At 73.4% G+C, this 20,642-nt stretch carries 19 protein-coding genes, 1 tRNA gene and 1 pseudogene; 14 read left to right on the forward strand and 7 right to left on the reverse strand.

Annotated elements, in window-relative coordinates; all coding sequences use genetic code 11:
- Window positions 1-22 precede the first annotated feature (22 nt).
- Complete coding sequence (locus Q3W71_RS21975) at window positions 23-346, reverse strand: TM2 domain-containing protein (RefSeq protein WP_368051032.1); 324 nt, start codon at window positions 344-346, stop codon at window positions 23-25.
- 225 nt (window positions 347-571) lie between these two features.
- Between Q3W71_RS21975 and ald the strand changes: the two genes are divergently transcribed.
- The 10 genes from ald (at window position 572) to Q3W71_RS22025 (ending at window position 10,153) form a co-directional block, all read left to right on the forward strand.
- Window positions 572-1,687 (forward strand): alanine dehydrogenase, encoded by a 1,116-nt coding sequence (gene ald, locus Q3W71_RS21980; protein ID WP_302921267.1) that lies wholly within the window; start codon window positions 572-574, stop codon window positions 1,685-1,687.
- Window positions 1,688-1,698: 11 nt separating this feature from the next.
- Entirely contained in the window at window positions 1,699-2,691 is a 993-nt protein-coding gene (locus Q3W71_RS21985) for a site-specific tyrosine recombinase XerD (RefSeq protein WP_302921468.1), read from the forward strand.
- 305 nt (window positions 2,692-2,996) lie between these two features.
- Window positions 2,997-3,920 carry a ParA family protein gene (locus Q3W71_RS21990; protein WP_109906553.1) on the forward strand — a complete coding sequence of 308 codons (924 nt, stop codon included), beginning with the start codon at window positions 2,997-2,999 and terminating at the stop codon, window positions 3,918-3,920.
- A 38-nt stretch (window positions 3,921-3,958) separates the two neighbouring features.
- Entirely contained in the window at window positions 3,959-5,074 is a 1,116-nt protein-coding gene (locus Q3W71_RS21995; RefSeq protein ID WP_302921270.1) for a ScpA family protein, read from the forward strand.
- A 224-nt stretch (window positions 5,075-5,298) separates the two neighbouring features.
- On the forward strand, window positions 5,299-6,156 hold the full coding sequence (gene scpB / locus Q3W71_RS22000) for an SMC-Scp complex subunit ScpB (RefSeq protein ID WP_368051034.1): 858 nt from the start codon (window positions 5,299-5,301) through the stop codon (window positions 6,154-6,156).
- Window positions 6,143-6,913, forward strand: a complete 771-nt coding sequence (locus Q3W71_RS22005; RefSeq protein ID WP_302921272.1) for a pseudouridine synthase — start codon at window positions 6,143-6,145, stop codon at window positions 6,911-6,913. The genes scpB and Q3W71_RS22005 overlap by 14 nt, the downstream gene beginning before the upstream one ends.
- A gap of 192 nt (window positions 6,914-7,105) precedes the next feature.
- Entirely contained in the window at window positions 7,106-7,786 is a 681-nt protein-coding gene (gene cmk / locus Q3W71_RS22010; RefSeq protein WP_302921273.1) for a (d)CMP kinase, read from the forward strand.
- 17 nt (window positions 7,787-7,803) lie between these two features.
- Window positions 7,804-9,186 carry a ribosome biogenesis GTPase Der gene (der, locus tag Q3W71_RS22015; protein WP_302921469.1) on the forward strand — a complete coding sequence of 461 codons (1,383 nt, stop codon included), beginning with the start codon at window positions 7,804-7,806 and terminating at the stop codon, window positions 9,184-9,186.
- 378 nt (window positions 9,187-9,564) lie between these two features.
- Window positions 9,565-9,638: transfer RNA gene (locus Q3W71_RS22020), tRNA-Pro, on the forward strand.
- A gap of 119 nt (window positions 9,639-9,757) precedes the next feature.
- Window positions 9,758-10,153: a VOC family protein gene (locus Q3W71_RS22025; RefSeq protein WP_302921274.1), complete on the forward strand. Its 396-nt coding sequence runs from the start codon at window positions 9,758-9,760 to the stop codon at window positions 10,151-10,153.
- A gap of 92 nt (window positions 10,154-10,245) precedes the next feature.
- Here the strand turns inward: Q3W71_RS22025 and Q3W71_RS22030 are convergent, their stop codons facing one another.
- The 3 genes from Q3W71_RS22030 to Q3W71_RS22040 form a co-directional block, all read right to left on the reverse strand.
- Complete coding sequence (locus tag Q3W71_RS22030) at window positions 10,246-10,776, reverse strand: GtrA family protein (protein WP_302921275.1); 531 nt, start codon at window positions 10,774-10,776, stop codon at window positions 10,246-10,248.
- Between the two features lie 451 nt (window positions 10,777-11,227).
- Window positions 11,228-12,124 (reverse strand): RNA polymerase sigma-70 factor, encoded by an 897-nt coding sequence (locus Q3W71_RS22035; RefSeq protein WP_302921277.1) that lies wholly within the window; start codon window positions 12,122-12,124, stop codon window positions 11,228-11,230.
- A gap of 234 nt (window positions 12,125-12,358) precedes the next feature.
- Entirely contained in the window at window positions 12,359-13,552 is a 1,194-nt protein-coding gene (locus Q3W71_RS22040) for an NAD(P)/FAD-dependent oxidoreductase (RefSeq protein WP_302921278.1), read from the reverse strand.
- Between the two features lie 169 nt (window positions 13,553-13,721).
- On the opposite strand from Q3W71_RS22040, the gene Q3W71_RS22045 reads away from it, so the two are divergent.
- On the forward strand, window positions 13,722-14,177 hold the full coding sequence (locus Q3W71_RS22045; RefSeq protein ID WP_302921279.1) for a hypothetical protein: 456 nt from the start codon (window positions 13,722-13,724) through the stop codon (window positions 14,175-14,177).
- Between the two features lie 55 nt (window positions 14,178-14,232).
- Window positions 14,233-14,616 (forward strand): annotated as a pseudogene (locus tag Q3W71_RS31030) (DUF3995 domain-containing protein); the annotation flags it as partial.
- 114 nt (window positions 14,617-14,730) lie between these two features.
- On the opposite strand, the gene Q3W71_RS22050 reads toward Q3W71_RS31030, so the two are convergent.
- Both Q3W71_RS22050 and Q3W71_RS22055 read right to left on the reverse strand, forming a co-directional pair.
- The gene (locus Q3W71_RS22050) at window positions 14,731-15,657 is read right to left on the reverse strand and encodes an endonuclease/exonuclease/phosphatase family protein (protein ID WP_302921280.1); all 927 of its coding nucleotides are present in this window, start codon (window positions 15,655-15,657) and stop codon (window positions 14,731-14,733) included.
- Window positions 15,658-15,798: 141 nt separating this feature from the next.
- Entirely contained in the window at window positions 15,799-16,929 is a 1,131-nt protein-coding gene (locus tag Q3W71_RS22055; protein ID WP_302921281.1) for a crosslink repair DNA glycosylase YcaQ family protein, read from the reverse strand.
- Window positions 16,930-17,182: 253 nt separating this feature from the next.
- Here Q3W71_RS22055 and Q3W71_RS22060 point away from each other — a divergent pair, with 253 nt between their 5' ends.
- A complete protein-coding gene (locus Q3W71_RS22060; RefSeq protein WP_302921282.1) occupies window positions 17,183-18,136 on the forward strand; it encodes a sulfite exporter TauE/SafE family protein in 954 nt (317 codons plus the stop codon).
- A 114-nt stretch (window positions 18,137-18,250) separates the two neighbouring features.
- Here Q3W71_RS22060 and Q3W71_RS22065 read toward each other — a convergent pair whose 3' ends face one another.
- Window positions 18,251-19,294: a LacI family DNA-binding transcriptional regulator gene (locus tag Q3W71_RS22065; protein ID WP_302921283.1), complete on the reverse strand. Its 1,044-nt coding sequence runs from the start codon at window positions 19,292-19,294 to the stop codon at window positions 18,251-18,253.
- A 237-nt stretch (window positions 19,295-19,531) separates the two neighbouring features.
- Between Q3W71_RS22065 and Q3W71_RS22070 the strand changes: the two genes are divergently transcribed.
- On the forward strand, window positions 19,532-20,638 hold the full coding sequence (locus Q3W71_RS22070) for an amino acid ABC transporter substrate-binding protein (protein WP_302921284.1): 1,107 nt from the start codon (window positions 19,532-19,534) through the stop codon (window positions 20,636-20,638).
- Window positions 20,639-20,642: the final 4 nt, after the last annotated feature.

Below are 20,642 nucleotides of genomic sequence, written 5' to 3' on the forward strand. Positions count from 1 at the left end.
TTGTCGTCGTCCCCGGGTCGGGTCAGTCGCGCAGCGGGCGACCCTGCCCGTCGACACCACCGTTGACCAGGATCAGGATGCCGTCGATGAGGCCCCAGATGCTGCCGAGACCGCAGGTCACGATGCTCACCACGAGCTGGATGACGCCGGTCTTGGTGTCGCCCATGTAGAACCGGCCGGCACCGAAGAAGCCCAGCAGGATCTGCAGGACGCCCGCGATCACCTTGCTCTTGTCGGAAACGCCCTGGGGATACCCGGGCTGGTAAGGAGGAGTGGTCATGAGGCGACACCTTAGTGATCGACTCTCGTCCTGTCCGCAGCGGTATCCAGCGAGTGGGACGATAATGGACGAACACTGTCCTGACGGATGAGGCGGCGTACCCCCGCCGGCCGAGGCGACGCCTGACACTTCGTCAGCGTCGGCGGTCACCGGATGTCACTGTGCTGGCCCCCGGCGGGTGCCGACGCGCCTAGACTGCCGCCGGCGGGACCGGTGGACCGCGGTGGCAAAGGGGCCGCCGTGGCGCCGAGCAGTCGGGGGAGAGCGGCCCCGAAGGAAGGTGTCTGCATCGTGAAGGTCGGAATCCCCCGCGAGGTCAAGAACCACGAGTACCGGGTGGCGATCACGCCCGCGGGCGTCAACGAGTTCACCCGCCACGGCCACGAGGTCTTCGTCGAGTCCGGGGCGGGCGTCGGCTCCAGCATCACCGACGACGAGTTCGCCGCCGCCGGCGCCAAGATCCTGGCCAGCGCCGACGAGGTCTGGGACGCCGCCGAGCTGGTGCTCAAGGTCAAGGAGCCGATCGCCGAGGAGTACCACCGGATGCGCGAGGGGCAGGTGCTCTTCACCTACCTGCACCTGGCCGCGTCCAAGGAGTGCACCGACGCGCTGCTGGACCGCAAGGTCACCGGCATCGCGTACGAGACGGTCGAGCTGCCGGACCGGTCGCTGCCGCTGCTCGCCCCGATGTCGGAGGTGGCCGGCCGGCTCGCCCCGCAGGTGGGCGCCTTCTACATGATGCGCACCGGGGGTGGCCGGGGCGTGCTCCCCGGCGGCGTCTCCGGCGTGTACGCGGCCAAGACCGTGGTCATCGGCGCCGGCGTCTCCGGCATGAACGCCGCCGCGATCGCCCTCGGCCTGCAGTCCGAGGTGCTGCTGCTGGACAAGAACGTCGCCCGGCTGCGCCAGGCCGACGCGATCTACCGGGGCCACCTGCAGACGGTCGCCTCCAACGCGTACGAGATCGAGCGGGCCGTGCTGGACGCGGACCTGGTCATCGGCGCGGTGCTGGTGCCCGGCGCGAAGGCGCCCAAGCTCATCTCCAACGAGCTGGTCTCCCGGATGAAGCCGGGCAGCGTGCTCGTCGACATCGCCATCGACCAGGGCGGCTGCTTCGAGGACTCGCGCCCCACCACGCACGCCGACCCGGTCTACAAGGTGCACGAGTCGATCTTCTACTGCGTGGCGAACATGCCCGGCGCGGTGCCGAACACCAGCACCCACGCGCTGACCAACGTCACCCTCCCGTACGCCCTGGAGCTGGCCAACCACGGCTGGCGCGAGGCGCTGCGCCGCGACCCGGCGCTGGCACTCGGCCTGAACACCCACGCCGGCCAGGTCACCTACGGCCCGGTTGCCGAGGCGCACGGCATGGGCGTCCTCCCGCTGGCCGACGTGCTGGGCTGAGAGGCGGCGGGCTGACCGGAGCACCGGACGGGGCCGGCGCGGGCGGTGAGCCCGCGCCGGCCCTGTGCCGCGCCGTGCGCGGCTACCTCGACCACCTCACGGTCGAGCGTGGACTCTCCGCGAACACCCTGGCGTCGTACCGCCGGGACCTGGACCGCTACCTCGCCACGCTGGCCGCGGCGGGCGTCGCCGACCTCGCCGCCGTCGGCCCGGCCATGGTGGAGACGCACCTGGCCCGGCTGCGCGCCGGCGAGGACGGGCACCCGCCGCTGGCGGCGTCCTCCGCGGCCCGGGCCGCCAGCGCGGTGCGCGGCCTGCACCGGTTCGCCGTGCGCGAGGGGCTGGCCGGGGCCGACCCGAGCCGCGACGTGCGCCCGCCCACCCCGCCGCGCCGGCTGCCCCGGGCGCTGCCGGTCGACGACGTGGTGCGGCTGCTGGAGACCGCCGGCCCGGTGGCCGCCACCGGCGACGGCGCGCCGCTCGCGCTGCGCGACCGGGCGCTGCTGGAGTTCCTGTACGGCACCGGGGCGCGGATCTCGGAGGCGGTCGGCGCCGCGGTGGACGACCTCGACCCGGCCGAGGGGACCGCGCTGCTGCGCGGCAAGGGCGGGCGCACCCGGCTGGTCCCGATCGGCGGGTACGCGGTCGAGGCGCTGCGCGCCTACCTGGTGCGCGCCCGGCCGGCGTTGGCCGCCGCCGGCCGGGGCACCCCGGCGGTCTTCCTCAACGCCCGCGGCGGCGCGCTGTCCCGGCAGGGCGCGTGGACCATCCTGCGCCGCGCGGCGCAGCGGGCCGGTCTGCCGGTCGACGGGCCGCAGGCGGTCTCCCCGCACACCCTGCGCCACTCGTACGCCACCCACCTGCTCGACGGCGGCGCGGACGTGCGGGTGGTGCAGGAACTGCTCGGCCACGCCTCGGTCACCACCACCCAGGTCTACACGCTGGTCACCGTGGAGCGGCTGCGCGAGGTGTACGCCACCGCCCACCCCCGTGCCCGCGGCTGACCGGGCCCGTCGCCACGACCCGCGCGGGTGGCCCCGCCCGGAGACCCGCGCCCGTGCTCCGGAAGAGTGGCCGGGCCGACGGCGGGAGCACTCTTCCGGTGAACGTGCGGGCGTCGGGGCGCCGGGGGCCGGCAAGCGCGCCGGCCGACACGCCGAGCGGGTGCCGAACGCCCTGCTGGCCGGTGGCGTACAGTCGGCATCGGCGCGGACCTGGCGGGGCGATGCGACCGGGGTGCGCAGCGGCGCCGCGAAGGACGTCGGTCGGCTCCGACGCCGGGTGGTCGTCGGGAGGGGGCAACGAGGACATGGCTGGCAACGGTGACCGTGCCGAGACGTGGACGTCGGAGCTCCGCGAGCAGCAGGCCGCGCTCGGCAACGACCTGGGGCCGGCGGATCCGGCGGCCTACACGATGCGCAAGCCGATCCCCGAGCCGATGCCGACGGACCGGCACGGGCCGGCCCGGATCATCGCGATGGCCAACCAGAAGGGCGGGGTCGGCAAGACCACCACGACCATCAACCTGGGCGCGGCGCTGGCCGAGTACGGCCGCAAGGTACTGCTGGTCGACTTCGACCCGCAGGGCGCGCTCTCGGTCGGGCTGGGGGTCAACCCGCACAACCTCGACCTGTCCGTCTACAACCTGCTCATGCAGGACGACGTCACGGCCGACGACGTCCTGATCAAGACGGATGTGGCCGGGCTGCACCTGCTGCCGGCCAACATCGACCTCTCCGCCGCCGAGATCCAGCTGGTCAACGAGGTCGCCCGGGAGATGGCCCTGGCCCGGGTGCTCAAGTCGATCCGCAAGGAGTACGACTTCATCCTGATCGACTGCCAGCCCTCGCTGGGCCTGCTGGCGATCAACGCGTTGACCGTCGCGCACGGCGTGCTCATCCCGCTGGAGTGCGAGTTCTTCAGCCTGCGCGGTGTCGCGCTGCTGCTGGACACCATCGACAAGGTCCGCGAGCGGCTCAACTTCGACCTGGAGCTCGAGGGCATCCTGGCCACCATGTACGACAGCCGCACCACCCACTGCCGGCAGGTGCTCCAGCGGGTGGTGGAGGCGTTCGGCGACAAGGTCTACCAGACGGTCATCACCAAGACCGTCAAGTTCCCCGAGTCGACCGTCGCCGGCGCCCCGATCACCACGCTCGACCCGGCCTCGTCCGGCGCCCGCAACTACCGGCAGCTGGCCCGTGAGGTGATCGCCGCCCAGGCGGAGCGGTAGCCCGGAGTGCACCACCAGAGCGCCGGGCCGCGCCGGCCGTGGACTACGGTCGTCCGGTGACCGCGCCGCCCCTCGACCCGCCCGCCGCGCCGGAGCAGCCGCCAGCCGCGGCCCCGCCCGGCCCGGACGGCGCCGTGGCCAAGGACCCCACCGGCCCGGTCGACGCCACGGGAGACACCCCGGCGGTGGGGGACGCGGCCGGGGGTGGCGGGTTCACCGTCCGGCTGGCCAACTTCACCGGCCCGTTCGACCTGCTGCTGCAACTGATCGGCAAGCACAAGCTCGACGTCACCGAGGTGGCGCTGCACCGGGTCACCGACGAGTTCATCGCGTACATCCGGGCCATGGGCGACCGGTGGGACCTGGACGAGGCCAGCGAGTTCCTGCTCGTCGCCGCGACCCTGCTCGACCTGAAGGCGGCCCGGCTGCTGCCCGCCGCCGAGGTGGAGGACGAGGAGGACCTGGCCCTGCTGGAGGCCCGGGACCTGCTCTTCGCCCGGCTGTTGCAGTACAAGGCGTTCAAGGAGGCGGCGGCGCACATCGCCGCGCTGGAGGAGGTCGGCGGCCGCCGCTACCCGCGGGCGGTCACCCTGGAGCCCCGCTACGCCGAGGCGCTGCCCGAGCTGGTGCTCGGTATCGGCCCGCAGCGGCTGCTCAAGCTGGCGATCAGGGCGATGACCCCGAAGCCGGTGCCGGAGGTCTCGATCGCCCACGTGCACATGGTCCGGGTCAGCGTCCGGGAGCACGCGGCGATCATCACCGAGCGGCTGCGCCGGGCCGGCACCGCCAGCTTCTCCCTGCTCTGCGCCGACTGCGACGCCACCCTGGAGGTGGTGGCCCGGTTCCTGGCGCTGCTGGAGCTCTACCGGGAGGGCCTGGTCGCGTTCGTCCAGGAACAGGCCCTGGAGGAGCTGACCGTACGCTGGACGGGTCCCGCCGAGGGCGGCCCGGACCTGCACATCGACGAGTACGCCGGCACCCCGGACGAGAACGCCGGTGCCGGTGCTGACGCCCGCGCCGGCGGCGACGCGGAGGCCGATGTCGACACGGGTGCCGACGGCGACTCCGGCGCCGGTGCCGATGCTGGCGCCGATGGAGACGTGAGCACCGCCGGTGGGGACGCGCCGGCACGGACCGAGGAGGGACCGCGATGAGCAACGAGGAGCGCCGCGACTCCCTGGCCGACCAGGCCGCCGCCTGGGTGCCGCCCTGGCAACGTCCCAGCCCGCGGGCTGCCCAGCCGCCTCCGCCGCCCGCCGAGGCTGCCACCTCACCCGCCGAGGAGCCCGCCTCGCAGGGCGAGCCTGCCACCCCACCCGCCGAGGAGCCCGCCTCGCAGGGCGAGCCTGCCACCTCACCCGCCGACGAACCGGCTTCCGTGCCCACCGCCGCGCCGACGCGGTCGCCCGCGCCCGCCGCAGATCTTGGAACGGAACGGCCCCCAGAGGGGCCGAATTCCTCCAAGATCTCCGCGGAGCCAGCGGCCGTGGAGGGCGCGCCGGTGGCTGGGGAGGGCGTGCCGACGGCTGCGACGACCCCATCGGTTGCCGAGGGGGCGGTGGCGGTTGGGCGTGGCGAGGCGGAGGTGCCGCTTGCGGAGGCGGAACCGGTCGCGGGGGAGGGCGGCGCTGGCGGCGTACCGGAGAAGCGGGGGCGGCGGCGGACGGCGCCGGAGCCGGCGCCCGAGCTGGACGACGCGGAGCTGCGCGGGGCGCTGGAGGCGATCCTGCTGGTGGTCGACGAGCCGGTCAGCGAGCTGACCCTGGCCGACGTGCTGGAGCAGCCGGTCGAGCGGATCGGCCCGATGCTGGACGACATCGCCGCCGGCTACACCGCGGCCGGGCACGGCTTCGAGCTGCGCCGGGCTGCCGGCGGCTGGCGGCTGTACACCCGCCCGGAATACGCCGGGTACGTCGAGCGGTTCGTGCTGGACGGGCAGTCGGTCCGGCTGACCCAGGCCGCGCTGGAGACCCTGGCCGTGGTCGCCTACAAGCAGCCGGTCACCCGCTCGCGGATCTCCGCGATCCGCGGAGTCAACTGCGACGGGGTGATCCGTACCCTGGTCTCCCGCGGGCTGGTCGAGGAGTGTGGCACCGAACCGGACAGCGGGGCGTTCCTGTACCGGACGACCACGATGTTCCTGGAGAAGCTCGGGCTGAACAGCCTCGACGACCTGCCGCCGCTCGCCCCGTTCCTGCCCGACGACGTAGAAGAGCTTGCCGATGCCACGCGATGACCGTGCCCCCCGACCCGACGCGCCGGTGTACACCGGCGTCGAGCGCCTGCAGAAGGTGCTCGCCGCCGCCGGTGTCGGGTCCCGCCGCGCCTGCGAGGACCTGATCTTCCGGCGCCGGGTGACGGTGAACGGCAGGGTCGCGCAGTTGGGCGACAAGGTCGACCCGACGACCGCGGTGATCGAGGTGGACGGGGAACGGGTGGTCGCCGACACCCGCCTGGTCTACCTGGCGATGAACAAGCCGCGCGGGGTGGTCTCCACGATGGCCGACGAGAAGGGCCGCACCGCGCTGGCCGACTTCCTCGGCAACCGGGTGGAGCAGCGGGTCTACCACGTCGGGCGGCTGGACGCGGACAGCGAGGGGCTGCTGCTGCTCACCAACGACGGCACGCTCGCGCACCGGCTGATGCACCCCTCCTACGGGGTGCCGAAGACGTACCTGTGCGAGGTGGCCGGGCCGATCCCGCGCAACCTGGGCAAGCGGCTGATGGCCGGGGTGGAGCTGGAGGACGGCCCGGCCCGGGTCGACGCGTTCCGGGTGGTGGACACCCTGGGACGGACCGCCCAGGTGGAGCTGACCCTGCACGAAGGGCGCAAGCACATCGTCCGGCGGCTGCTGGCCGAGGTCGGCCACCCGGTGTCCCGGCTGGTGCGTACCTCGATCGGGCCGATCCGGCTGGGCGACCTGCGCGCCGGGCGGACCCGCCGGCTCACCAACGCCGAGGTGGCGGCGTTGTTCAAGGCGGTGGGTGACTGACCCCGCCGTTCGGGGTACGGCAGCCGGTAGGCTCCGTGACGGCCGCCGGCGCGCCCGGCGCGCGGGCGCGGGTGGCGCCCGGCGGTCGGTACGCGCGGCCCGGTGTCGGGCCGCGGGCATGATTGACGATGGAACGACCGCTCACGGCGCCGCTACCGGCGACCCGTGGGGTACGGGCTGAGGAGGACGACGGTGGAGGAAAACGTACGGACCGGGCGCTGCGTGGTCGCTGTGGACGGGCCGTCCGGTTCGGGTAAGTCCACCGTCTCGCGGCGGCTCGCCGCCGGCCTCGGTGCCCGCTACCTGGACACCGGGGCGATGTACCGGGCGATCACCTGGGCGGTGCTGCGCTCCGGGGTCGACCTGACCGACGCCGAGTCGGTGGCCAAGGTCGCCGGCGAGGTGGACCTGCGCATCGGCACCGACCCCCAGGGCTACGGCGTGACCGCCGACGGGGTGAACGTGGACGTCGAGATTCGTGGCCCCGAGGTGACCGCGGCGGTCTCCGCCGTCGCCGCCGTGCCGGCGGTGCGGGCGCTGCTCGTCGCCCGGCAGCGGGAGATGATCGCCAACCACGGCCGGATCGTGGTCGAGGGCCGCGACATCGGCTCGGTGGTGGCGCCGGAGGCCGACCTGAAGGTCTACCTGACCGCCTCCGAGGCGGCCCGGGCGGCCCGGCGCAGCGCCGAGGACGCCGCCGACGTGGCCGCCACCGCCGCCGACCTGGCTCGCCGGGACCGGCTCGACTCCACCCGGAAGGTGAACCCGTTGCAGCAGGCCCCGGACGCGGTCGTGCTGGACACCACCGAGCTGGGCATCGACGAGGTCGTGGCGCGGCTGCGCGAGCTGCTCACCGAGCGGGGAGTGGCGTGACCGAGAGCGACGGTTGGGTGGAGCTGCGGGAACTGGACCTCGACGCCGAGGAGCAGCCCGGTCCGCAGCCGGTGGTGGCCGTGGTCGGCCGTCCCAACGTGGGCAAGTCGACACTGGTTAACCGGATCATCGGCCGCCGACAGGCGGTCGTCGAGGACGTGCCCGGGGTGACCCGTGACCGGGTCCCGTACGACGCGCAGTGGGCCGGCCGGCAGTTCACCGTGGTGGACACCGGCGGTTGGGAGCCGGACGCCCGGGACCGGGCGGCCGCGATCGCGGCGCAGGCCGAGGCGGCGGTGGCCACCGCGGACGTGGTGCTCTTCGTGGTCGACGCGGTGGTCGGCTCCACCGACGTGGACGAGGCGGCGGTGCGGATGCTGCGGCGCAGCGCCAAGCCGGTGATCCTGGTGGCGAACAAGGCGGACAACACCGCCATCGAGATGGAGGCCACCTCGCTGTGGTCGCTCGGCCTGGGTGAGCCGCACGCGGTGTCGGCGCTGCACGGCCGCGGCTCCGGCGAACTGCTGGACGCGATCATGGACGCGCTGCCGGAGGCCCCGAAGATCGTGGAGCACCGGCCCCGCGGCCCGCGCCGGGTGGCGCTGGTCGGGCGGCCGAACGTGGGCAAGTCCAGCCTGCTCAACCGCTTCTCGGGGGAGGAGCGGGCGGTGGTCGACGCGGTCGCCGGGACCACGGTGGACCCGGTGGACAGCCTGGTCGAGATCGGCGGGGAGACCTGGCAGCTGGTGGACACCGCCGGGCTGCGCAAGCGGGTCGGCAAGGCCAGCGGCACCGAGTACTACGCCAGCCTGCGTACCGCCTCGGCGATCGAGGCGGCCGAGGTGGCGGTGGTGCTGCTCGACGCCAGCGAGGTGATCAGCGAGCAGGACCAGCGGATCCTGTCCATGGTCACCGACGCCGGCCGGGCGCTGGTGATCGCCTTCAACAAGTGGGACATGGTCGACGCTGACCGCCGGTACTACCTGGACAAGGAGATCGAGCGCGAGCTGCGCCGCATCCCGTGGGCGATCCGGCTCAACCTGTCGGCCAAGACCGGGCGGGCGGTCGACAAGCTCGCCCCCGCGCTGCGCAGGGCGCTGGCCAGCTGGGAGACCCGGATCCCGACGGCGCAGCTCAACGCGTGGCTGACCGCCCTGGTGCAGGCCACCCCGCACCCGGTGCGCGGTGGGCGGGCGCCGAAGATCCTCTTCGCCACCCAGGCGGGCGTGGCCCCGCCGCGGTTCGTGCTCTTCACGACAGGTCCGCTGGACGCCGGCTACCAGCGCTTCGTCGAGCGCAAGCTCCGCGAGGAGTTCGGCTTCGAGGGCAGCCCGATCGAGATTTCCGTACGCCCGCGCAAGAAGCTCGGCCCCGGGGGCCGCGGCAAGGCGCACGGCTGACGTTTCCGTTCCCGCCACACGCCCGTGGCGGACGCCGGTCCGTGACGGCCGGGCCCTCCCGGTGGCCCCGGACAGCTCCGGGCCGTGCGGTCTCGGGGCGTGCCGCTGACGGCCGTCAGTCTGTCCCGCGAGCGCGATACCGCGGAGTCATCATGATGACTCCGCGGTATCGCCGTTCCGGGCGAACCCGCTCATGGCTCGGGTAGGCACCAAGCGGGGCGCCCTAGAAGGGCACCGACGCCCTCCCTATCCTCCTAGGAAGATCTAGCGGTGGTGCGGCGGGCGACGCATCCGTGAGCCGGGAGGGGCGTGTGCGGACGACGGCAAGATCTGCGCTAAGCTGTACCGGCTGTCGCGGGGGAACCCACGCGGGAGCATCGGGACGTGGCGCAGCTTGGTAGCGCACTTGACTGGGGGTCAAGGGGTCGTCGGTTCGAATCCGGCCGTCCCGACGCAGTGCAGGGGTCATTCGGAAGCTTTCCGGATGACCCCTTTCGATCTGTACGGCCGCGAAGTGCAGCAACGGCTCCTGGCCGATACCCGAGCCCCGTCAGCACCAGCTGGGAGAACCATGACGAGTCGGTTCACCGAGTTGACCGTTGACTGCCACGATCCGGAGAGGCTCGCGGCCTTCTGGTGCGAGGTGCTGGACTTCACGGTGATCGACCGGACCGAGAGCAAGGTCGAGATCGGCTCCTGGGTGCCGACCGTCGAGGACGTTCGGGCCCGCCAGATGCCGCCCACCCTGCTGTTCATCCGGGTGCCCGAGGGCAAGGCCGGGAAGAACCGGCTCCACCTCGACGTCAGCCCGATCGACCGCAGCACCGACGACGAGGTGACCAGATTGCTCGGCCTCGGTGCCACCAGGACGGACGTGGGCCAGGGCGCAGACCGGAACTGGGTGGTCATGGCAGACCCGGAGGGCAACGAGTTCTGCGTCCTGCGCACCCTGGCGCCCCAGGACTAGACCGGGCGCGGGCACCCCCACCCCGTCCACACGCGGCAACCGTCACCTTGCCGAGAAGACCTCGTCGTCAGCTCCTGGTCAGCATGCGGCCGTCACACGCGACGGCCGCTCGGCCGCGGGTGGCGCGCCCTCGGGGGCGCTACGGCAGCGACAGGGCCGGGTCGACGACCGTCCGGTGCGGCGCCGGCACCTTCCGGCCGCGCACCCTCCAGGTCGGAGTTCGGGGGGCGGCGGTGGGCGAAGACGTGCAGGCGGAGCACCAGGAACCGCCCGACTCCGGCGAGTCCGGAGGCGCCGAGGTAGACGGCCTGCTCCCAGCGGATACCGGCCGACGGCTGCACCGCGTGCAGGACGAGGATGGCAGCCGAGGTGACCAGATAGGCGGCGGCGGCCGAGCCGGCGGACTGCAGGTGCTGGTGCCATCGCGCGCGCCGACCGGTGCCGAAGGTGAACCGGGCGTGCAGTTCCGTGCCGAGCAGCGTGGATGCCACGGTGATCAGCGCGTTCGCGACGGCCCATGGCATGAGCGTGGCCACCGCCGACACCGCGATGCTGGAGGCGAGCCCGACACCGCCGCCGAACAGAACGAACCTGGCGAACGAGCCGAATGCGCTCGGGCCCACCGGTCGAGCCTCGGACGCTCCGGCTGGCTTCGGCGGTAGCGGCGACGAGGTCGGCTCACCGTCGCGCCCCGGAGCAGCGCGGCGGCGATCGGGTCGCAGCATCGACGGAACGTCCGAACGGGAGCATCTCCCTCGACCGGCCTGCCGGTGCCGCTGCGGCCGGCAGCGCGCGCCGGTCGCGACCATGCCGGCCAGCCGCCTGCCCGGCACTCCTCGCCGGAACAGCGGAGATCGGGGCGGCGGTGTCCTGCTTCGCATCATGCTCTCCAACGGGCGGTCGTGGCTGGTGCTCCGCGGCTCCTGTCCGCCGCGCACACCGACCATGGCTGCCACCACTGACACCGCCCTATCAGCGCGCTGACGCGGCCGGCTCACCCGCAGCAGCGCGATGTCAGCAGCGCGGAGCGGCGGGCGCTTCACCTGGCCTCCGCCGGCCGGAGCTGGCGCTCGGTCAGCGCCGGGTGAGCGGGGTCTCGGACGCGATCCGGGTCAGCTTCTCGGGGTTGCGGACGTAGTAGAGGCCGGTGATGCGGGCCTCCTCGACCCGGACCGCCATGATGCCGTCGAGCTCGCCGTCCAGGCGTACGAGCAGTGCCGGGCTGCCGTTGACCACCGTCGGTTCGGTGGTGAGCGTGCCGTCGACCCTGTCCAGGCCCCGGAAGAACATGCGGGCCACCTTCTCGACGCCGGTGATCGCCCGCAGCGCGGCGTGCTTGACGCCGCCACCGTCGCTCACCAGGACGACCTCCGGGGCGAGCACGTCGAGCAGGCCCTGCAGGTCCCCGGTTTCGATCGCGCGCTGGAACGACTCCAGCGCCGCCCGGGTCTCGCTCGGCGAGACCACCCCGCGGGGGCGGCGGGCATCGACGTGCCGGCGGGTGCGGTGCGCGATCTGGCGCACCGCCGCGGGGCTCTTGTCGAGGGCGGCGGCGATCTCGTCGTAGCTGATGCCGAACGCCTCGTGCAGCACGAAGACGGCGCGCTCGGTGGGCGACAGGGTCTCGAGGAGGATCATGAGCGCCATCGAGACGCTCTCGGCGAGTTCGACGTCCTCGGCCACGTCCGGGGTGGTGAGCAGTGGTTCGGGCAGCCAGGGGCCGACGTACGCCTCCTTGCGGCGGCTCATCGTGCGCAGCCGGTTGAGCGACTGCCGGGTGGTGATCCGGACCAGGTAGGCGCGCTGGTCGCGTACCTGCTCCAGGTCGGCCTTGACCCACCGCAGCCAGGTCTCCTGCAGCACGTCCTCGGCGTCGGCCGCCGATCCGAGCAGCTCGTACGCGACGGTGAAGAGCAGGTTGCGGTGGGCGACGAAACTCTCCGTCGCCGGGTCAGTGCCGTGGTCGCTCATCTCTCGACCTCTCTGCTCGGTGGGCGTGCGATCCGCCCCGATCGGGAGTGGGACACCAGCCGGCCATCTCGACGATGATCCGTCATCGCGGCCGCTGACGAACGCCTGCGTGCGGCGACGCCCGACCCGGGCGTCGCCGCACGACCCGCGCTCGGATCCGTTGCGCTCGGCCGGACCGAGTGGGGGTGCCTCGCCGGGGCGGTCCCGCGCCGGCCGGCGCCCGGCCGGGCCTCGCTAGACCCGTGGCGCGCCGGCCGGTGCGCCGCCGCGCCTGGCCCGCAGCACCTCCTGGCGCTTGTCGTCCTTGACCCAGGTGAGCGAGCCGGGCTTGCGTGCCTCGTTCGCCAGGTGCTTGACGGTGTGCGTGCAGACGAACTCCTTGAGCTTCGCGCCGGGCCGGCCGCCGAGGTGGACCCCGGTCGCGGTGTCGTCCCTGGCGGCGAACTGGAAGATGCCCGCGCGCCGGCCCAGGCTGATGCACTGGCCGAAGAAGCCCAGGTTGATGGGCGCGGGTCGGTCACCCGCGATCCGGCTGAGCACGGTGTCGGCGGCGTGTGCGCCGATTCTCGTGGCGGCCTGGCAGCTCATCCGGAACGGCAGGTCCGAGGGGGCGGCCGCGTCCCCGGCCGCGACGATGCGCGGGTCGTCCACGCTGGTCAGCGTCTCGTCGGTGAGCAGCCGGCCCAGGGCATCGGTGCGCAGCCCGCTGCGCTTGGCCAGGTCCGGCACCCCGAACCCGGCGGTCCAGATGGTCACCCGGCTGGGCAGCTCCCGGCCGTCAGCCAGCCGCACGGCGTCGGGCGTCACCGCCGTCACCGTCGCCTCGGGGCCTTCGAGCACGGTCACCCCGAGCCGGGCCAGCCGCTTGGCGACCGAGCGTCGGCCGCGCGGGTGCAGGTACGGGCCGAGCACCCCGCCGCAGGCCAGGGTCACCCGGCGGCCCGCCTCCGCCAGCTCGGCGGCGACCTCGATGCCGCTCGGTCCGGCTCCGACGACCGTGACCGTGGCCGTCGCCGGCGCGGCGGCAACGGCGGTACGCAGCCGCTGGGCGTCCTCCAGGCTGGCGATCGGGTACGCGAACTCGACCGCTCCGGGCACGCGCAGGTCCGCACCGCCACTGCCCACCGCGTAGATCAGGTAGTCGTAGTCGAGCGTGCCGCCGGACGCCACCGTCACGCTGCGCGCGGTGGGGTCGATCCGGGTCACCGTGTCGACCACCAACCGGACGCGTCCGGCCAGGACGTCCCGGTAGTCGACCACCGCGCCGTGCGAGCCGCCGACCAGTTGGTGCAGGCGGATCCGTTCGACGAAGCTCGGGCGTGGGTTGACCAGGGTCACTGTCACGTCGTCGCGCTGCGTCAGGCGGTTGGCGGCCAGGACGCCGGCGTATCCGCCGCCGATCACGACCACGTCGGTACTGCCCATCATGGTGTCTCCTTCGTCTGGCGGGATTCGGCATCGAGACACCGCCCGGTCGAGCCGCGTGACGGCGGGTGAAGCAGATCACGCCGCCCCGGGCTCGCTCCCTCCCGCGGGGGAGAAACCTCCCCTCCCTTCGGGAGTCGGGGCCCGGTGCGGGGTGGCTAGCGTCGTGACCATGGTCGATCCTGCTTCCTCCCGGCGGTGGCCGGCGTACGCGATGGCGGTGGTGTTCCTCGGTTACGCCGTGGGGAAGGCCGCCTTCGCCGCGCAGTCCCGGCTCGGGTTTCCGGGCGGCCCGCCCGTCTCGGCCGCCGAAGCCGACGCCTACTTCCTGGATCCGGCGGTGGCGCAGTGGTCCGCCGCCGCGACCGGTGTGCTGGGCGCGAGCCTCGCCCTCGCCACGGTCACGCCGCTGGGTCGCCGGGTGTCGCGGGCCGTGATGCTGCCGGCGCTGGCCGGGATGCTGCTCGCCGTCGGCGGCGGCGCCGTGATCATGATCCTGGACGGGTTCGTCGGTCTCGGTGTCGGCTGGCGGTGGTACCACGGCGTCCTCGGGCTCGTCGTGATCGGGCTGCTGCTGGCGACGATCCGCTCCTACGAGACGGCGACGAGGCGACGTGTCGCGGGCTGACCGGGGGATCCTCGCGGCGTACGGGGCGGCGGCGGGCGCGGCGGCGTACGGATCGATGAAGCTCGCGCAGGCACTCGGCGCCAACGCCCTCGCCGACAAGGACCCGCTGCCTCCGCAGCTACGCGAGCGGCTGTTGGCCCGTGATCCGCTGTTCGTGGCGAGCCACTGGGTGCTGGCCGGGGCCGCGGTGGTCGGCGTCGTCGTCGCGCTGGCCGCCGTACGCCCGTGGGGTGCGCTCGTGCCGCGTCGGCTGCTGCTGGCGGTCGCGTGGGTGTTGGGGATCTTCATGATCGCCCGGGCGGTCGGGGCGCTGGGGTTCGGTTTCGTCGGCGACGGGCTGCTGCTGGCCGGGGTCCGCCCGCCGCCGGTCGAACAGGCCGCCCTGGCCCGCGACCTGGCGCGCTGGGACCTGCTGCTCTGGTCGCCGTTCTTCCTGCTGTGGGGGATCTGCTGGACGGCGACGGGATGGGCGCTGGCGGCCCGCGTTCCGGCTCGGGACCGACCCGAGCGGGCCCGGCGGACCGGTTCCGGCGGGACGGGCGGCCGGGAGCGGTCAGAGTTCGCCGCTGACGAACCAGCCGTTGTGGTCGGTGCGGCGCATCGGGTAGGAGCGGGCGTCGGCGAGGTCGAGGTCGCCGGTGGCGATGACGTGCTGGACGTTGCCGTTGCCGACGTGGTGGTAGCCCGCGGGGACGCAGTCCCGCACGTCCGGCGAGCCGCCGGCGGTGAGGTTCAGGTCGCCGGCGACGAGCACCGGTGCCGACGACCCCGTGGCCGCCCGCATCGCGGGTATCTCCACGCGCAGCAGGTGCTGGCACTGCCGGATCGCCACCGCTGCCGAGGCGAAGGTCAGGTGGGTGGTGCAGGCGTGGTAGCGGTCGGCCGCCGCCACGCAGAGCCAGACCCGCAACTCGTCCGGGCCGTCGGCCTGCTGTGGGTAGAGCCCGTTGAACACCGAGACGCCACCGCGGGCCGCCGGGTCGACCCGGCCGAGGATCCCGATGCCGTACGGCTCGCCGTTACGGCACCGGTAGGACCGTGCGGGTACGACCCGCTCGGCCGCCGGCTGGAACGCCCAGAACACCGGGTCGCCCGGGAACGCGCGGACCATCGCCGGGTGCAGGCCGCTCACCACGTCGTCCCGGCAGACCTCGTTGAGGGTCACCACCTGTGGACGCAGCGCGGTGATCGCCGCGAACGCCTCGGCCACCGCCCGGCCGTTGTTGACCTGGGCGTAGCAGGCCGCGAAACCGCTGTTGCAGAGGTTGAGCTGCAACACCGCGAACGGCGTGCCGGGCCGCCGCGCCACCGGCTCGTCCCGGGTACGGCCGGTCGAGCCGCCGGTCAGGCCACCCAGCTCGGCGCAGGGGCCCGACGCCGGACAGAACGCGCGTACCTCGGACGCCGGCCGCCCGGCCGGGGCGCCGGGCCGGACGTCCGCGTCCCCGGCGAGCGCCGCCACCAGCAGCAGACCGGGCACCGCCAGGGCTCGGCGGAGGTGCCCCCGGCGGCCGCCGGGCGGCGGGGCCGTGACCCGAGGTGTGCCGTGGGGCCGCGTCATGGCCGCCACGTCACCGTGCCCGGCTCGGCCCCGACGGCTGTCGTCTCCCGGCGCATCGGGCTAGCCGGACGACGGTCGTGGGGGACGGCCTCCGGGCAGCACGAGGTCCAGTTCGAGCCAGCCGGCCAGCTCCCGGATCTCGGCGTGCACCGCGGCGGCGGTGGCCCGGTCGAAGGGTTCGTCCTCGTGGATCGCGTCGACCCGGAGCACGCCGGCCGTGCGGTCGGCGGTCGCGTCGAGCTTGCCGACCAGGCGGTCGCCGGACAGGATCGGCAGCGCGTAGTAGCCCCAGCGCCGCCTGGCCACCGGCTTGTACATCTCCAGCTGGTAGTCGAAGCCGAACAGCTCGGTCGTGCGCCTGCGGTCGTGGATCAGCCGGTCGAAGGGGGAGAGCAGCGCCACCCGCCCCGAGAACGGCTGGGCCAGGTACGACGGGTCCACCCGCCACAGCCCGGCGACGCCCTCGACCACGGCCGGCTCCCCGGCCACTCCCACGTCCACCGGCTCCACCGGGCACTCCGGCCCCTGCGCGCGGGCGATGCCGAGCGCGCGTAGCCGTCGTCGGTCGCGGATGCGGCGCGCCTCGTCGGCCGGGACGACGGGGTCGGCCGGGTAGACCCGGGTGGCGAGGTCCCACAGCCGCTCCCGGCCCCGGCGCCCGGCGGTCGCCACCTCGCCACGCCGCACCATGAACTCCAGCAGCTGGGTGACGTCGCGGTGGTTGGTCCAGCCGGTGGACGTCCACGGCACCGCGCAGGTGTCGGGGATCTCGCGGGAGGTCAGCGGCCCCTGGGTGGCGAGGCGCTCGAGGATGTCGCGCCGGCAGGCGTCGTTGGCGCGTACCCAGTCGCGGGTGTCCTGCTGCCAGTCGCGCAGCCCCCCGCGCCCGGGCCAGTCGGCCATCTCGGCGCGGTAGAGCGCCAGGTCCTCGCTGGGCCGGATCATCGCGCGGAGTTCGAGCAGGACCCGGTCGGCGAGGGCGGCCGCCAACCGCGCCGGTGAGTACGACGGCCCGAGCCGGCTGAACGCCACGAGGTCGGCGCTCGGCGCGACGGCGGCGGTCGGGTCGATCTGGAGCAGGGTGAGGTGCCGCACCACGTCGAGCAGGTCGGTCGGCCGGGAAGCGTCCAGCAGCTGCGCCCGTACGGCGATGCGGCGCGCGTCGGTGCGGGACAGCTCATGGAGGGTCACGGATCGAGGCTAGGGGACCGGTACGACGCAAGGCCACGCCGGCGACCGGGTCGGCGACCAGTTGCTGGGACGAGGGCTTGTCCCGGCCCGGCGCGGCTCCTATTCTCCACCTAACCAGTGGGAAATATCGGGATGCTGGGCTCCGCCCCGCCGGCCCGCCCCGCGTGGGTGCGCGACCGGGCACCGCCGCCCGACCGCCCGACGACCGATCGACCGACGAACCTGAACCCCCTCACCCGGACTGGTGGTTGACATGCGAAAACTCATCCTGCTCGCGCTCGTCGGCCTGGGCGCCCAGCTCGTCGACGGCAGTCTCGGCATGGCGTACGGGGTCACCTCGACGACGCTGCTGCTGGCCATCGGCACGAACCCGGCCGCCGCGTCGGCCACCGTGCACCTGGCCGAGATCGGCACCACCCTGGTCTCCGGGGCCGCGCACTGGCGGTTCGGCAACGTCGACTGGAAGGTGGTCTGGAAGATCGGCATACCGGGCGCCGTCGGCGCGTTCGCGGGCGCCACGTTCCTGTCCAGCCTGTCGACCGAGACCGCCGCGCCGCTGATGTCGCTGATCCTGCTGGCGCTCGGCCTCTACATCCTGGTCCGGTTCACCGCTGTCGGCCTGCCCAAGGGCAACCTCGGCAAGCCGCTGCGCAAGCGCTTCCTCTCCCCGCTCGGGGTGGTGGCCGGGTTCGTCGACTCCACCGGTGGCGGCGGTTGGGGTCCGGTCGGCACGCCGGCCATCCTGGCCAGCGGCCGGCTGGAGCCGCGCAAGACGATCGGCTCGATCGACACCAGCGAGTTCCTCGTCGCCGTCGCCGCGAGCATCGGCTTCATCGTCGGCATCGGCTCGGAGGGCGTGAACTTCGCCTGGGTGGCCGCCCTGCTCGTCGGCGGCATCATCGCCGCGCCGATCGCCGCCTGGCTGGTGCGGCACATCCCGCCGCGGGTGCTCGGCTCGGCCGTCGGCGGCATCATCATCCTGACCAACACCCGCACCCTGCTGCGCAGCGACTGGATCGACGCCCCCGACAGCGTCCGCTACCCGGTCTACGCGGTCATCTACGTCGTCTGGGCGGCCGCCCTCGCCTACTCCGTGCGCCGGTACCTGGCCAACCGCGAGGAGGAACGGCGCATCATCGCCGAGGCCGAGGCGGCCGCGACCGCCACCACCGAACCGGACGACAAACCCGTGGCCCCAGCCCGCTGACCCCAACCATCGGCCCCGCCCTCCCGGGCGGGGCCGACCGCTGCCCGCTGCCCGCCGGCATCGCGTCGATCATGAAGTTGTCGATGGCGACGTCGGCGTGTCGGGTCGACAACCTCATGATCGACGGAGGGTCGGGGCGGGGCCGGTGGAGTCGCGTACCACCAGGGAGTGGCCGGTGGAGCGGCGGCGGGGGCGGGCCGCGCGGGGCTTGAGGGCGAGGCCCAGCGCCATCCGGCCCATGTCGGTCATCGGCAGCCGGATGGTGGTGAGGCTGGGCGCCAGGTCGGCGGCCACCGAGACGTCGTCGAAGCCGACCACCGACATCCGTTCGGGCACCGGGACCCGGTGCGCGCGCAGCGTGGACAGCACGCCGATGGCCATCGCGTCGTTGAGCGCGATGATCGCGGTGGTCTCGGGGTGCTCGCGCAGGATCTGTTCGGCGGCCGCCCGGCCACCGTCGCGGGTGAAGTCGCAGTGGACCACGGGCAGGTCGTCGAGGGTGAGCCCGTGCCGGCCGAGCGCGGCGGAGACGCCGGCGAGGCGGTCGGCGACGGTGGTCAGCGCGGCGGTGCCGGCGGCGACAGCGATCCGCCGGTGGCCGAGTTCCAGCAGGTGCTCGGCGAGCGCGCGGCCGCCGGCCTCGTTCTCCGGCAGCACGGCGTCCACGCCGAGGGCGTGCCGGCCGATGACGGCGACCCGGCCGCCGCCGCGCTGGAACTCCGACAGCTCGGCGCGCGCCGCCGCCTCGATCCGGGGATCGTTGTAGCCGGAGCCGGCGATCAGGATGATGCCGACCCGCTGGGCGATCAGGTGCCGCAGCTGTTGCAGCTCGTTGTCGGGGTCGCGGCCGGAGTGGCAGATCTGCACGAGCAGCCCCTCCTCGGCGGCGACCTGGATGACGCCGCCGGCGATCTCCGAGAAGTACGGGTCGTCGACCTGGTGCACCACCAGGCCCACCGTGGAGCTGGCGCCGCCGGCCAGGGTGCGGGCGTACGGGTTGGCGACGTAACCCAGTTCGCGGGAGACCTGCCGGACGTGCCGGGCGACCTCCTCGCTGACGCCCTCGCGCCCGGAGAGCGCGCGGGACGCGGTGGCCAGCGAGACGCCGGCGCGTTCGGCGACGTCCACGAGGCGCAGCCTCGGGCCAGGTTTGGGCATCCGCAACTCCCCGGAAACAACAACGCATCGACGGTATTGCCAGTGGCGCAGGACACAGCTTAGGCTACGAAAGCGCTTTCGTAAGCGCTTCCGTCCCGGGCAAAGGAGCGTTGCGGGATGACGAACCGATACAGGCGAATCCGATGGCTGACGGCTCTCGGCGCGACGATGACGCTCGCGTTGACGGCCTGCGGTGGTGACGGCGGCGGGGACTCCGCCGGAAGCGACGATCCGATCGTGGTCGGCATCTCCCTCCCGCTCACCGGAGACTTCTCCGAGCCGGGCAAGGGCGTGCAGCGCGGGTACGAGGCCTGGGCGAAGATCACGAACGACAAGGGGGGTCTGCTCGGCCGCAAGGTCGAGTTGAAGATCCTCGACGACCAGTCCAACGCCGACCGGGTGGTCGCCGACTACGAGCAGCTCATCGGCTCCGACCAGGTCGACCTCGTGGTGGGGCCGTTCTCCACCCGCCTGGTGGTGCCCGCGGCCCGGGTGGCCGAGGAGTACGGCATGCTCTTCGTCGAGCCGGCCGGCGCCGCGAAGGAGGTCTTCGAGCAGGGCTTCAAGAACCTGTTCTACGCGGCCCCGGCGGTGGCCAACGACCACTACAACCACCTGGCCGAGTACCTGCTGGCGCTGCCGGCCGACCAGCGGCCGAAGACCGCGGCGTACGCGGCCATGGACGACCCGTTCGCGCAGGGCACGGCGTACGGGCTCAAGGAGAAGCTGGAGGCGGCCGGCATCCGTACGGTCGTCGACGAGGTCTACCCACCGAACACCACCGACTTCGGCAGCATCGCCGCGAAGATCGCGGCCTCGCGGGCCGACATCGTGGTGGGTGGCTCGCAGTACCAGGACGGCGTGAACCTGATCGTCGCCCTCCAGCAGTTGAAGTACCAGCCGAAGCTGGCGGCGTTCTCCACCGCACCGACGAACCCGGAGTTCGCGGCGGCCATCGGCAACAAGACCGAGGGCATCCTCTCGCCCACCGGCTACACGCAGAAGGCGCCGTACCCCAGCAACAAGGAGTTCGTCGAGAAGTACACCGCGCAGTTCGGCACGCCGCCCGAGGAGGACGAGGCCAACGCGTACACGACCGGCCAGGTCGTCGCGGCGGCGGTGACCGCGGTGGGCTGCGCCGAGCAGGGCGAGTGCCAGAAGAAGCTGGTCGAGTGGGTGCGCGGCAACACCGTCGAGACGGTCGTCGGCCCGCTCTCCTGGGACGAGACCGGCAAGCCGAAGGGCGCCCACATGATCCAGCAGTGGGTGGGCGGCGAGATCCAGATCGTGCTCCCGGCCGACGCCAAGGAGACCGACCTGGTCTACCCGAAGCCGGCCTGGTAGGCGC

The sequence above is a fragment of the Micromonospora sp. C28SCA-DRY-2 genome (assembly GCF_030519475.1).
Classification (GTDB): Bacteria; Actinomycetota; Actinomycetes; order Mycobacteriales; family Micromonosporaceae; genus Micromonospora.